Annotated in this window: 12 protein-coding genes and 1 tRNA gene; 7 read left to right on the forward strand and 6 right to left on the reverse strand. The window is 40.7% G+C overall.

What is annotated here, in order from left to right:
- Nucleotides 1–51 precede the first annotated feature (51 nt).
- From FDK13_RS12340 to FDK13_RS12350, 3 genes are all read right to left on the reverse strand, one after another.
- Nucleotides 52–1,347, reverse strand: a complete 1,296-nt coding sequence (locus FDK13_RS12340; protein ID WP_137340300.1) for an adenylosuccinate synthase — start codon at nucleotides 1,345–1,347, stop codon at nucleotides 52–54.
- Between the two features lie 84 nt (nucleotides 1,348–1,431).
- Entirely contained in the window at nucleotides 1,432–1,935 is a 504-nt protein-coding gene (locus FDK13_RS12345; protein ID WP_137340301.1) for a Fur family transcriptional regulator, read from the reverse strand.
- A gap of 162 nt (nucleotides 1,936–2,097) precedes the next feature.
- The gene (locus FDK13_RS12350; RefSeq protein WP_137340302.1) at nucleotides 2,098–4,383 is read right to left on the reverse strand and encodes a RelA/SpoT family protein; all 2,286 of its coding nucleotides are present in this window, start codon (nucleotides 4,381–4,383) and stop codon (nucleotides 2,098–2,100) included.
- A 173-nt stretch (nucleotides 4,384–4,556) separates the two neighbouring features.
- On the opposite strand from FDK13_RS12350, the gene FDK13_RS12355 reads away from it, so the two are divergent.
- A tRNA-Leu gene (locus FDK13_RS12355) sits at nucleotides 4,557–4,638 on the forward strand.
- A 157-nt stretch (nucleotides 4,639–4,795) separates the two neighbouring features.
- Nucleotides 4,796–6,139 carry a trigger factor gene (gene tig / locus FDK13_RS12360; RefSeq protein ID WP_137340303.1) on the forward strand — a complete coding sequence of 448 codons (1,344 nt, stop codon included), beginning with the start codon at nucleotides 4,796–4,798 and terminating at the stop codon, nucleotides 6,137–6,139.
- 336 nt (nucleotides 6,140–6,475) lie between these two features.
- Here tig and FDK13_RS12365 read toward each other — a convergent pair whose 3' ends face one another.
- Nucleotides 6,476–7,036 carry a hypothetical protein gene (locus FDK13_RS12365; RefSeq protein ID WP_137340304.1) on the reverse strand — a complete coding sequence of 187 codons (561 nt, stop codon included), beginning with the start codon at nucleotides 7,034–7,036 and terminating at the stop codon, nucleotides 6,476–6,478.
- A gap of 101 nt (nucleotides 7,037–7,137) precedes the next feature.
- A complete protein-coding gene (locus FDK13_RS12370) occupies nucleotides 7,138–7,515 on the reverse strand; it encodes a helix-turn-helix domain-containing protein (protein WP_137340305.1) in 378 nt (125 codons plus the stop codon).
- Between the two features lie 297 nt (nucleotides 7,516–7,812).
- On the opposite strand from FDK13_RS12370, the gene FDK13_RS12375 reads away from it, so the two are divergent.
- The 5 genes from FDK13_RS12375 (at nucleotide 7,813) to FDK13_RS12395 (ending at nucleotide 13,403) form a co-directional block, all read left to right on the forward strand.
- The gene (locus tag FDK13_RS12375; RefSeq protein ID WP_137340306.1) at nucleotides 7,813–8,487 is read left to right on the forward strand and encodes a ClpP family protease; all 675 of its coding nucleotides are present in this window, start codon (nucleotides 7,813–7,815) and stop codon (nucleotides 8,485–8,487) included.
- Between the two features lie 364 nt (nucleotides 8,488–8,851).
- Nucleotides 8,852–10,096, forward strand: a complete 1,245-nt coding sequence (clpX, locus tag FDK13_RS12380; protein WP_137340307.1) for an ATP-dependent Clp protease ATP-binding subunit ClpX — start codon at nucleotides 8,852–8,854, stop codon at nucleotides 10,094–10,096.
- 115 nt (nucleotides 10,097–10,211) lie between these two features.
- The gene (locus FDK13_RS12385) at nucleotides 10,212–10,982 is read left to right on the forward strand and encodes an SDR family NAD(P)-dependent oxidoreductase (protein ID WP_137340308.1); all 771 of its coding nucleotides are present in this window, start codon (nucleotides 10,212–10,214) and stop codon (nucleotides 10,980–10,982) included.
- Between the two features lie 149 nt (nucleotides 10,983–11,131).
- The gene (locus tag FDK13_RS12390; protein WP_137340309.1) at nucleotides 11,132–12,094 is read left to right on the forward strand and encodes a 1-phosphofructokinase family hexose kinase; all 963 of its coding nucleotides are present in this window, start codon (nucleotides 11,132–11,134) and stop codon (nucleotides 12,092–12,094) included.
- Nucleotides 12,095–12,341: 247 nt separating this feature from the next.
- The gene (locus FDK13_RS12395; RefSeq protein WP_137340310.1) at nucleotides 12,342–13,403 is read left to right on the forward strand and encodes a 6-bladed beta-propeller; all 1,062 of its coding nucleotides are present in this window, start codon (nucleotides 12,342–12,344) and stop codon (nucleotides 13,401–13,403) included.
- A 7-nt stretch (nucleotides 13,404–13,410) separates the two neighbouring features.
- Here FDK13_RS12395 and FDK13_RS12400 read toward each other — a convergent pair whose 3' ends face one another.
- The gene (locus tag FDK13_RS12400) at nucleotides 13,411–14,145 is read right to left on the reverse strand and encodes a hypothetical protein (protein ID WP_137340311.1); all 735 of its coding nucleotides are present in this window, start codon (nucleotides 14,143–14,145) and stop codon (nucleotides 13,411–13,413) included.
- Nucleotides 14,146–14,170: the final 25 nt, after the last annotated feature.

The following is a 14,170-nucleotide window of genomic DNA, read 5'->3' on the forward strand; positions in this document are numbered from 1 at the left end:
GCTTGAAACATGATGTTTCAAGCAATTTTTCAATTTTAAACTTATATCTTCTTAGTTCAAAAGAGCCGAAGTTTCACGAGTTATTAAAGCCTCGCGATCAGGACCCGTTGAAATAAATGTGATTGGCAATCCAAGTTCAGCTTCAAGGAATTTCACGTAAGCCAGTAATTGCTCAGGAATCGCATCGAAATCACGAATTCCGTCAAGCGACTGCTGCCATCCTGCAAAATCTTTATAAACTGGCTCTACGGTATCATCACACAAATCGTATGGAAGTTTATCTGTCAAAGTTCCGTCTGGCAAACGATACTGCGTACAAATACGAATTGTATCAAAAATAGTTAAAACGTCAACTTTCATCATGATCAGCTGCGTAACACCGTTGATCATAATTGCGTATTTCAAAGCTGGCAAATCTAACCATCCGCAACGACGCGGGCGACCAGTAGTAGCTCCAAATTCACGACCTTCCTGTCTCATTTTCTCACCCGTTTCTTCGAGTAATTCTGTTGGGAAAGGACCACTTCCTACACGTGTGCAATAAGCTTTGAAAATACCAAATACTTCACCAACAGCACTTGGAGCAATACCAAGACCAGTACAAGCACCGGCAGCCATGGTTGTAGAGCTGGTAACAAAAGGGTATGAACCGAAATCAATATCAAGCAAAGAACCTTGCGCTCCTTCTGCCAAAACTGTTTTTCCTTCGGCAATCGCTTCGTTGATAACATATTCGCTGTCAACCATCGTGAATTGCTTCATAAATTCAACCGCGCCGAAGAAATTTTCTTCTGCCTGAGGAAGTACCGAAGCGTAGTCGAAAGAATAAAAGTCAAGGATAACTTTATGTGCATCAACAAGTTTCTTGTACTTATCAGCAAAATTTGGAGACAAAACATCGCCAACACGTAAACCCAGACGAGCTACTTTATCCTGATAAGCCGGCCCGATTCCACGAAGCGTAGAACCGATTTTCGAATCACCTTTAGAACGCTCGTAAGCTGCATCAAGTAAAGCATGTGTTGGTAAAATCAACGATGCCTTTTTAGAGATAAACAAGTTTCCAACCAGATCAAGATTATACTTGGCAAGATTTTCAATCTCTCTTTTAAAAACGATGGCGTCTAAAACAACCCCGTTTCCGATAATGTTCTGGATTTCGCTGCGGAAAATACCGGATGGGATCTGATGCAAAACATGCTTAATACCATCAAATTCCAAGGTGTGTCCTGCATTAGGACCGCCCTGGAATCTTGCTACTACCTGATAACGTGGTGCAAGTACATCCACGATTTTACCCTTACCTTCATCTCCCCACTGGAGACCAAGCAATACGTCAACTTTCATCCAATAAATGGTTATTAAAAACTATTATTTGCTAAAATGACAAGGCGTAACAAACCATAAAATGTCTGTTACGCCTCATCGATACTATTCTCTTATTTCGTGTCCGACAGCGACTTCTTCATGCTCTTTTCTATTCTGGCAATTTTCTTTCGTACAGTTGCCGTAAAAGATTAGGGAATGATGCAGTACACTGAAATTAAGCATTTCACCCACCATATTCTGGATTGACTGAATTCTCGGGTCACAAAACTCCATTACCTTGTGACAGTCCGTACAAATCAAATGATCATGCTGCTTGTTTCCGTACGATTTTTCGAATTGTGCCAGGTTTTTTCCGAACTGATGTTTGGTTACCAGATCACAATCCACAAGTACGTCTAAGGTATTATACACCGTTGCCCTACTCACACGATAACGTTTGTTTTTCATGCTGATGTAAAGCTCATCCACATCAAAGTGATCTTCACGGGTATAGATTTCTTCCAATATCGCAAACCTTTCAGGGGTCTTGCGAAGTCCTTTATTTTCTAGGTAAGCCGTCAGAATTTTCTTGGCGGCTTCAAAATTTGGTTTGCTGGCTTGTGGCATATCTTTTGAAAATCTTGCGCAAATTACGTGCTTTTTTTCTTAAATCACAGTAGTAATTATGTTGCGGTTGTCATTTGAAGCTTTCACGTATTGTCCGTTACCCGGGCAATCATACTATATAAACCAATTGATTAACAAGTCGTACGAATAATGGTTCAAAATTTAGACGCTTCCTGTCAGGTTGGTATCAAATCTTTGTACATTATAAACTCCTTCCACTTGTTCAAGTTTGCTGATCAGAATATCCAAATGGCGCGTATCCTGAACATAAAGCCTGATATCCCCATTAAAAACGCCATCCTTGGTATCAATCGTAAGTCCGCGCATGTTAATATGCAACTCATTGGAAATAATCCTGGTCACATCATTGATTAGCCCAACCCTATCTGTTCCGGAAATATAAAGACCTGCCAGGAACGCTTCGTCTTTATTTGATTCCCACTTTGCTTTAATGATCCTGTTTCCGTGTTTGGACATCAGCTCAGCAGCGTTCGGGCAGGTTGTTCTATGGATTTTTATGCCTTCATTAATTGTCACAAAACCAAAAACGTCATCTCCGGCGATCGGATTGCAACAGGGAGCAAGTTTATAATCAATTTTATCCATGTCGTCCCCAATCAGCAATGTATCGCTGTCTGCACGATCACCATGAAGGTTTTTCAGCAGTTTGGTATAACTTTTACCGTCAGCCCCTTCAACAGGCGGAACAATAACTGCCGTTACCGCTTTTCTTTCCTTCGCCTCTTTATCCCGCTTAAATCTTTTTAATTCATCAAGCTGAACATATCCTTTACCAATTTTATAAAAGAAATCGGCAGCTGTTTTACATTCAAAAAATGCACGTAACTGATTGACAACTTCGGCTGTTAATTCGATACCAAGCACTTTAAGCTTTCTTTCAACCATCTGACGACCGTCCGTTTCGTAGTGACGGTTATCCTCCTTCAAGAAATCCTTAATCCTGGCGCGGGCTTTTGAGGTACGTACCACACGCAACCAGTCTTCGGTAGGTTTCTGTTTATTGGATGTTATAATTTCAATCTGATCGCCGTTGCTTAAGACGTAACTGATCGGAACTAAAACCCCTCCTACTTTGGCTGCCATACAATGCACACCCACTTCGGAGTGTATATCAAAAGCAAAATCAAGCGCAGTAGCACCGCTTTGCAATACTTTCAGTTCGCCTTTTGGGGTAAAAACAAAAACTTCTTCGTTGAAAAGATTCGTACGAAATTCATCCAAAAACTCAATCGCAGCCGTTTTATCGCCCGAGCCCGTTTCCAGCGTTTCCCTTACCTGACTGATCCATTGCTCAATATTTCCACGGACCTTGGTATCATTCCCTTTGTATTTCCAATGCGCTGCATATCCTTTTTCCGCAATTTCATCCATGCGTGAAGTACGGATCTGCACTTCCACCCACTGACCGCTTTTACTCATTACCGTCGAGTGAAGCGATTGATAGCCATTTGCACGAGGCGTGCTAAGGAAATCTTTCAGCCTGTCCGGGTTGGGTTTGTAATGATCGGTAACGATAGAATATGCCTGCCAGCAAAGTGCTTTTTCACGGTCTCCTTCCTGCGGAGATTCCAAGACGATCCTGATAGCGAATAAATCATAAATTTCTTCGAAAGGTTTATTCTGCTTGCGCATCTTATTCCAGATCGAATAAATCGATTTTGGCCTTCCCTTGATGATATAATTTAAACCTGCTTTTTCAAGATCTTCCGCAATCGGCTCGGTAAATTTGGAGATAAATCGATCACGAGAACTTTTGGTTTCTCTGAGTTTTCTGGAAATCGCACGGTATTCCTGTGGCTCGGTATATTTCAGATATAATTCTTCAAGCTCGGACTTGATACTGTAAAGCCCAAGTCTGTGCGCCAGCGGAGCATAAATGAAAATAGTTTCCGAAGCGATTTTAAGCTGTTTATCTCGCGGCATACTATCCAGCGTCCGCATGTTATGCAAACGGTCTGCCAGTTTCACCAGAATTACCCGAACATCATCCGATAGTGTAAGCAGCATTTTCCGGAAATTCTCCGCCTGCTGTGAAGTTCCGTATTCAAACCTTCCGGAAATTTTGGTAAGTCCGTCAATAATTTTAGCGACTTTCTTTCCAAACAACCGGTCAATATCTTCAATACGCATATCCGTATCCTCAACCACATCATGTAATAATGCGGAAACGATGCCGGTCGTACCCAATCCAATCTCCTCTACAACAATTTGTGCTACTGCAAGCGGATGATAAATGTACGGTTCACCTGATCTGCGGCGCATGTCCTTATGCGCCTCAACAGATGTATAAAAGGCCTTCTTGATTAATTTTGCATCATTGTCCTTCAAAAACGGCTTGGCTGTTCGTAACAACCTGCGATATTTTTTAAGGATATCCTTACGCTCCTGCTCCAGATCTATGCTCAGGGTTTCAACGAGTTGCTCCAATGCTTAATAGTAATTAGTACGCTTCACCAAAATAACAAATTTTAGCGAGATTATTCAACAAAATTTTTTTTGGAAAAATATTTTTCCAAAAGTTTGCATATCTAAAACAAACTTTGCTACCTTTGCACTCCCAACCAACGACAAGGGTTGAAGATTGGGACTAAAAAATAAGAGCGGGCGTGGCGGAACTGGTAGACGTGCTAGACTTAGGATCTAGTGCCGCAAGGCGTGGGGGTTCGATTCCCTCCGCCCGTACAACTAACAAGGGATTGACGGGGCGTCATATTTCCTATCTGAAATAAGAAGATGAACTGCTCCGAATTAACCCGTCAAATGCCCTCAGGACACTGTTTTGAGGGCATTTTTGTTTTGCGTTTTACCTAAAAAAGCACATTTACTAATAGCAATAAGCATGGAAGTTTTATTAGAGAAGAATTCGCCAACATTGGCCTCTCTTAAAGTTACGCTAACCAAAGATGATTATCAGCCTAAGGTTGATAAATCTATCAAGGATTATTCGAAACGTGTGAATTTAAAAGGCTTTCGTCCTGGCAAAGTACCATCCCATGTAATCCAGCGCATGTATGGAAAAAGCATTTTAGTGGATGAAGTGAACAGTCTTTTGAGCAATGCAGTAAGCACTTATATCCGCGAAAATAAATTACAGGTGGTTGGGGATCCAATTCCTAACCGTGAAAAAGCAGAAGAGGCAAACTGGGACAAACCAGGTGATTTCGAATTTAGCTACGACCTTGGTGTTGCAACTGATTTCGAAGTAAATCTTTCTGAAATTCCTGCTGTAAAACGTTATTCTATCGAAACTGACGAAAAAGAGTTATCAAAAACAGTTGATAGCCTTCGTGAAAGATTCTCTGACAGCACGCACCCGGAAGTAAGTGAATTGGGTGATATGATTTTTGGTGAATTGAAACAGGAATCAACTGAATTTACAACACGTACTGCTATCCCGACAAAACAGGTGGCAGAAGAAAATCAGGCTAAATTCTTAGGCTTGAAAAAAGATGACGTGGTAACTTTTGATATTCAGAACACTTTTGCTGACCAGGCTGCAATTGCGCATGTTACTGGTAAGAAAAAAGAAGATATTGGCGAGCTTTCAGGTGATTTCACTTTGATCGTTGAAGATATCACGCGTTCTGCACCGGCAGAGGTTAACCAGGAATTTTTTGATAAAGTACTTGGACCAGGTATTGCCGACAGCGAAGAAATTTTCAATGAAAAAGTTACTGAAGTAATTAATGGAAATTACGAGCGCGAAACAGAAGCATTGCTTCGTCGCGATCTTGAAACTGCTTTAATTGATTCAATCCAGATTGATCTTCCTGGAGATTTCCTTAAAGACTGGCTGGAACGTACCAACGAAGGCAAATTTACGCGTGAGCAAATCGAAGAACAGTTCGAAGATTTCCAGAAATCATTGAAATTGAGTTTGATCAAAAATAAAATTGCTGATTCTCAAGGTGTGAAGGTTGAATATCCTGAAATTCTTGAATTCACAAAACAAATGGTTCGCGGACAGTTTGGAATGTACGGTGACGATGACAGCATGGGCGATACAATCGACCGCGTTGCACAAGGTTACCTTGCAGACAAAGAACGTGACAACTATTCTCAGATTTTCAATCAGGTTTTTGACAACAAAATCATCGATATCGTTCGCAGCCAGGTTGCTACGGATGAGCAGACGATCGATGTTGCTGAATTCGAAAAACTTGCAAAAGGTGAAGTTGCTTAATTTTTAGGTATTTCATTTTGATATAAGTAAAGGAGGTCAACTTTTTAGGAAGTTGACCTCCTTTATTTTATGACTATAATTCGCGTTGGTAAACCTGCCGTGGAAAGTTAGAGCTTAAAAGGAAAAGAACAATCGCTGCACCCGGCGCCCAGAAGATCCGGAACAAATGTGAAAGGTAATTTAGTCTCACTAACTTAGGGCAATTATTAAAACGATATTTTGATTTGTGAAATGACAAAATGATACACTTTTTGAGACTTTCCAGGGGCGCGGAACGTGGCCGGTGTCGGTCTCAGAAAATAGAGGTTTCATGAGATAGATTATGCCCACATTAAATCAACTTATTTTCTTTGAGTCATGTTCCCAAAATTTCCACCATTTAAATTCTTCAAGTCTAACTTCTGATTCTTTTTCTGTTGTGTTAATTGATACTTCAGGATTTGGTGGAAAGTACTCCCCCTGCGCACTCATCAGCAAAACCTTAATGTTAGGGTTATGCTTCAATTCAATGAATCCACCATATATATCATCAAATCGTGTGACAGCAACTCCTTCAGTTATATGGCTTTCAGAACTGCTTATTGTATTAGTTTCTCGATCTTCATATCGTTTATATTTGATGGACTGGACGTCTTCTATCTTAATTAACGAAAACGGCCAATCCTGAATACTTTCATCATAGTGCGAATATTCTTTATTCCAAAAACCATCCAAACGGATTATCAAAACGTGCTCTAAGGATTTATTAGTAATCGAAGCAACCCAATGTGAGTCGTGGTAAGTAACGGCCTCAAATAACTCGCCAAAGGTAGTTTGGTGCGCATTATTCCATTGGAACATGTCGGCAAGGACCAGACTTTGTAACCATTGTGGATTATCGTCTAAAATATCATCCATTTGATTCTGTTAATATATGAAACCGTATAATGTACGACACATATGTAAGTTGTTTCTCAAATCCCTTATTTGCGCAGTTGTGGATCCGGCATATCCAGACCTCAAAACCCAATCGGTTCCCGATGCTGCTGCACCTGTCTGCCAATTTCCAAAGTCACCAAAGACCCAAATCTTTTCTTCCACAGATCCAGCTCGTTTTGAAGTTTCGCATTAGCCGATAATAACCTTTCATTTTCCTGACGGAGCCATTCTGTTTCTGAAAGTGTTTTTGATTCAAAACCCAGCAGCTCAGGCAGAGAAACATCTAACAACTTGGCAATATTTTCAAGGCGTGAAAAGGAAAGTTCCGTCCTTCCTCTTTCCATATCACCATAAGCCGTTGTGGAAAGTCCGAGCATATCGGCCATATTTTCCTGGGACAAATCTTTTTGCAGACGCAGCTGCCGTATTTTTTCTGATGGGTTGTTCGTATTGTTCATAGTCTGATCGACAGAATAAATTTTAATACTGATTTTCTGAAAGACTAAATTTTACTCGTATTATTGGCTTTTGTCAGATAACAATTGCAAGTTAAAAAGCATTCAATGAATCGCTTCTCGCAATTTTCGATAAATTATAACCGAAACAGACAAGGATTATTCATGGAAATAATCAATTTTGTGAAGGACAAAGAAAGAAATCAGCTTTTTTATATTCGAAACTAAGCGATGCAGCTTTTTGTTCTTTAAAACATGTACTCTATCCATTACATATTATTTTTAAATTAAAGTTTATTCATGAATCACGGAAATGAATTTAGAAAATATGCCGTTCACCATCTTGGAATGAGTGGCCTTACAGTTGACGGTTATATGAACCACACTGTTGAAAACATGACCCGTTCGGTAATTGAAGAGCGTCCGATGAACTTTCGTGAAGTGGATGTATTTTCAAGATTAATGGCCGACCGTATTATCTTTATGGGAACAGGTGTTGATGATAATATTGCCAATATAGTTGTTGCTCAATTGTTGTTTTTGGAGTCAGCTGATCCTAAAAAAGATATCCTTATGTACATAAACAGTCCGGGCGGATCTGTTTATGCAGGTTTGGGTATTTATGATACAATGCAATATGTTCGTCCGGACGTTGCTACGGTTTGTACAAGTCTTGCAGCTTCAATGGGTGCAGTATTACTTGCAGGCGGAGCAGCAGGAAAACGTTCTGCACTTCCTCATGCACGTGTGATGATTCACCAGCCATCAGGCGGAGCTCAGGGAACTTCGGTTGATATTGAAATTACAACCCGTGAAATCGTAAAACTTCGTCATGAATTATATGATATTCTGGCACAGCATACTGGTCAAACTGTTGAACAAATCGGCATTGACTCTGACCGTGACAAATGGTTACGTGCTTACGAAGCAAAAGAATATGGACTTATCGACGAAGTTTTGACGCGCGATAAATAAGTTTTTAAAATATCTTTCTAAAAAAAACCACCCGTTAAGTAATTTTCGGGTGGTTTTTCTTTTATGGTGCCGACTGAATTTTGTAACAAGTTTAAAAAGCCCGAACTTTACGGAATCATTATATTTCAATGTATTAAAGTAAAGTTATTCACCGCGAATTTTTTCTGCTTTGTAATTTTGACATGATTTGTTTTAGGTATTATCAAACCGGTATTGTTGAAAGCATTAAACAGTATTTGAGTCTTTTGAAACAATGCGCCTGATCCTTTTGTTATAAACCCATATTCTATCATAGTGATTCTCACATTACCGAAATGCTGGTATGTGCTTAAAATAGTAATTCAATAACTGTATACATTCTCCGATGGCACAAGTAAGTTGTTCGTTTTGCGGACGCAAAAAAAATGAAGTAGAACTTTTACTCTCAGGTATTGATGCCCACATTTGCAATCACTGTATTGCTCAGGGATATCAGGTTATCACCGAAGAGCTAAATTCCAAAGACGATAAAAAGGATAAGAAAACGAAATTACCAAAGCTTAAATCGATTCCACCAACGGAAATCAAACGTTTTCTTGAACAATATGTGATAGGTCAGGATGAAGCCAAGCGTTCATTAGCTGTGGCGGTTTACAACCATTACAAACGCCTGAACCAGCCAGTTACAGATGATGATGTGGTGATTGAAAAATCAAACATTATCATGGTAGGCGAAACCGGAACCGGTAAAACTTATCTTGCAAAATCAATCGCACGGATTCTTCAGGTACCTTTTTGCATTGCAGATGCAACCGTTGTAACAGAAGCGGGTTACGTGGGAGAAGATGTTGAAACCATTTTGACACGTTTGTTGCAGGCAGCAGATTACAATGTTGAAGCAGCAGAAAGAGGAATTGTTTACATTGATGAAATGGATAAAATTGCCCGCAAGTCGGACAATCCATCCATAACCCGTGATGTAAGTGGTGAAGGTGTTCAACAGGCACTTCTGAAATTATTGGAAGGTTCTTCGGTAAATGTCCCGCCGCAAGGAGGCCGTAAACACCCGGACCAGAAAATGATTACCATCAATACTGAAAATATTCTTTTCATTTGCGGCGGAGCATTTGATGGTATAGAGCGTCATATCGCAAAACGTATCAATACGCGTCCGATCGGATTTTCGGGGGATAACCGTATCATCGAAATTTTTGACAAAGGAAATTTAATGCGTTACGTAACAGCTCAGGATTTGAAATCTTTTGGTTTAATTCCTGAATTGATCGGTCGTCTTCCTGTACTTACACATTTGGATCCGCTTGATCGTGAAACTTTGCGCCGTATTTTGACTGAACCAAAAAATGCTTTGGTTAAACAATACAGCAAACTTTTCGCTATGGAAGGCATTACACTTCACTTTACAGAAGATGTACTTGATTTCATCGTAGATCAGGCGATGCTTTGTAAACTGGGTGCACGTGGACTTCGGGCTATTTGTGAATCGATTATGACGGACGCGATGTTTGATTTACCATCTCAAAAAGATGTGAAGGAATTTACTATGACACTGGATTACGCTCAGGAAAAATTCAGCAAATCATCTATGTCTTTGCTTCGTTCGGTAGCGTAGGCTTACAATTTATTGTTAAAATAAAGCACCTTGTTGTTTCTGTTTTCAGAGCGACAAGGTGCTTTTATTTTAAATTCTATGGTAATAGTTCTATTTTGCATAAAAATTAGAATGTATGGAAAATTGGCTGACAAATAAATCAATCGTAATTATCGGAGGTACAACGGGTTTGGGATTTTCTGCGGCCAAGGCTTTTGTTAAGCATGGCGCAAATGTGGTGGTTGTGGGGAGAAATCCGGAAAATTGCCTGGTAGCAGAATTACAATTGGGAAGCCAGGCCCGCGCCAAACAAGGTGACGCAACACAACCCAATACTTCTTTGGAAGCAATACAATTGTGCATTCGGGAATTTGGAAGTTTTGACGGACTTTATCACGTTGCTGGAGGCAGCGGAAAAAAATATGGCGACGGTCCTTTGCATCAAATGACGTTAAGCGGCTGGAATAGTACGCTTGATTTGAATCTGACATCACTGATGCTTTCCAATCAAGCCGCCGTTCAGGCGTTTCTTGGAATGGGAAAAGGCGGCGCTATTTTAAATATGAGTTCTGCACTTGACTTTTCTCCCTTTCCAGGACATTTTTCGGCACATGCTTATGCTACTGCAAAATCTGCGGTTATTGGTTTTTCCAGATCGATTGCAGCCACTTATGCACCAAACAATATCCGGATTAATGTAATCGCCCCCTCCATTATTGAAAATCCAAAGAATAAAGATGAACAAATTGAAGAATTCATCAGCGCGAAACAAACACTGAACGGAGGGCGCTTTGGATTGCCGGCAGATCTGGACGGATCCGCTGTTTATTTCATGTCCGACTATTCCAAATTCACGACGGGTCAAACACTAACCGTAGATGGCGGCTGGAATCTGACAGAAGGATGATAGTGCTCAAAAATTATCTTTACGGCCAATCCTAAAAAAGAAAATGGGGGAACTGACGGTTACTATTCTGTTTATATTATCGTAATTTGGTTCATATAAATGCATTAACAACAACTGGTTTCTATTTATTATAAAATTACTACAAAAATATGGCTACCGGACCGATTGTAACACTAACCATTAACCCGGCTCTGGATAAAAGTGCGAACGTAGATCGCATAGTCCCGGAAAATAAGCTGCGTTGCGACACGCCTAATTTTGAAGCCGGCGGAGGTGGAATTAATGTAGCAAAAGCCATTCATCGGCTGGGTGGAAATCCTATCGCCATTTTTACGATTGGCGGTCCAACAGGACAGCGCCTGCACAAACTGGTAAAAAGTGAAGGCGTAGAAACACTCGTCATCGAAACAAAACAATGGACACGTGAAAATTTCCATGTTTTAGAAACCAGTACAGGTTTTCAGTATCGCTTTGGCGTTCCGGGTTCGGAATTGATGCCAACCGAAGTCCGGTCCATTTTGGAAACTATTGAAGAATTCGATCCGAAACCTTCCTATATCATAGCCAGCGGGAGTTTGCCGCCAGGTGCTCCTGACGATTTTTACGGACAAATTGCAAAAATTGCACACAAGCAAGGTGCCAGATTTATTGCTGATGCCTCGGGTGATGCACTCAAATCAGCTACGGAAGCTGGTGTTTATCTGCTGAAACCTAATATTACCGAACTTAGTCAACTCGTTGGTGTCGATAAACTGGAAATGGATGATGTGGATGATGCTGCTCGCGCACTGATTATCCGTAACCAATGTGAAGTCGTAGTGGTTTCCATGGGCGCCATGGGTGCTATGCTCGTTACAGAAGATCAGGTTGAGCACATTCCTGCACCACCGGTGAAGAAAAAGAGTGCAGTTGGTGCCGGTGACAGTATGGTAGCCGGAATTGTATGGACACTGTCCCAAGGCAAATCTTTGCGTGAAGCCGTAAGAATGGGCGTTGCGTGCGGATCGGCAGCTACGATGAATTCGGGTAGTGAATTATTTAAAATGCAGGATGTTAATAAATTGATGGATTGGTTGAATCGTTACGGAAAACGGTATTCGGGAAATTCCTGAGTAATTTTCTCCCAGGGTTTGACCTGAGTAAAATCCCGAAGGGATGACATTATTATAGTAGCGGCATACTCACCGTAAAACCAAAACCCTGAAAGGGTGACATAGGAGTTTCTACTAACTCGTAATATTTACAAATAAAAAAATTATTTCAAAAAAAGACCTTGCTAGCCACAAACTTGCAAGGTCTTTTTGTAGAAAAATAGATAGAAAATTAACTTCTCCGTCTTTTCTTGAAAAACCTCTTTTCATGAACGATAAACATTCCCGCCGTCAATTCGCCAAAGTTGCAGCCGTTACCGCAGCAGCACTTACTTTTAAACCTTTTTACATTCTTCATGCCAAACCAAAAGCGGATGGGGAAATAATCGGTCATGGAACACATCGCTACCGTGTGCATCAGGGTTGGGGAAATCTGGATGCATCCAAATTTCCTATCAACAACTGCCACGAAATGGTTGAAGACAGCAAAGGGCGTTTGATCATGGTGGGTGATGAGGTTAAAAATAATATATTGATTTACGACCGTTCCGGTAAATTATTAGATAGCTGGGGCCACGATTTTCCTGGCGGACACGGACTTACCCTTTGGAATGCAAACGGAGAAGAATTTCTTTTTGTGTGCGATCCTAACATTGGAAAAGTTTTTAAAACAGATCTGAAAGGAAAAATCCTGTTAACCATTGAGCATCCTTCGAAAGTCGGAGCTTATAAAGAAACCGATGCTTTTAAACCAACTGAAACTGCGATTGGTCCTGACGGCACGATCTACATTGCTGATGGATATGGTTCACAATGGATTTTAAGATATACTCCAAAGGGTGAATTCATTGATAAATTCGGCGGACCGGGTGATGGAGACAGTCAATTTTCAACCGCGCATGGAATTGCTATTGATAGTCGTGATAAGGCAAATCCTACACTGTTGATTACCTCACGTGCCCATAACGCTTTCAAACGCTTTACTTTAGACGGAAAATATCTGTCAACCATTTTCTTGCCGGGCGCTTTTGTTTGTCGTCCCGTTTTTGATGGCGACACCTTATATTCCGGTGTTTGCTGGTCGCGGCTGCGTTATTTAAATCAAACACCTGATTCAGGATTCGTAACGATTCTGGATAAAAACAATAAAGTAATTTCCAATCCGGGCGGTACTAAACCAGAATATACCAATGGAAAATTACAACTTATGGTGCAGGACAAACCGATTTTCATGCACTGTCATGATGTTTGTATTGATCAGGATAAAAACATTTACGTTTGTCAGTGGAATGCCAAGAAAACATATCCGGTAAAGCTGGAACGGGTTTAACAATTCCCTAACGTTGTTTACGTATTAATCTTATTGCAAGTCCATTAACCGACATGGTTACAATGGCTAAAATTCCGTACGCCAATCCGATTGGCATAATGGGGACAAGCCACCAAACGCCCAGAAGAAAAATAACAAACCCATAACTTGCAGAAAGAAGTCCATAAAGTATCCTGGCCGTAGCCTGCGGTCCTTGCTGTATGTGTGTAAAAACGGCCAGGGTAGAAGTCATGATAGGGAATGGCGTCAAAATTCCGCTCCACGTAGGACCCAGCTTATCTGCAAGCTGGGTTAGTAAAACTACAAATATGGTAGCGACAAACATTCTCAGTGGAATGTCATAAAAGGGATGCTTTTTATACTCCTGTTTATCTTTTGGTTTTGGAAAAATATACAAGACACCGGTCAAAACAATCACATTTAGAGCAACTGCAAAAGGAAGTGACGGTGTCCGGCCAAGTGATGCCAATGCAACAATAAAAAACGCCAGATAACTAAGTAACAAAGCAGGAAGCCAATGCATCCTCGGCGCAGCAATCGAATAAATCAACGCAAAAAAAGTTGTCCCAATTGATCCCATCAAAGCGGATGGTACCGTGGAAGCCGCAAAATCAGCTCCATTTTCAATGGCAATGAAAAACGAGATCGGGCCTGCAATCCAGGGAAATCCTCCTATCCAACCACCAAATCCTTCTCCCCATTTTCGAACAGAAAGTGTTACACCTGCTATTAGCGGTGGCATTAACAATATTTTAATCAATAAAAGA

The sequence above is a fragment of the Dyadobacter frigoris genome, assembly GCF_005280585.1.
In the GTDB taxonomy this organism is placed as follows: domain Bacteria; phylum Bacteroidota; class Bacteroidia; order Cytophagales; family Spirosomataceae; genus Dyadobacter; species Dyadobacter frigoris.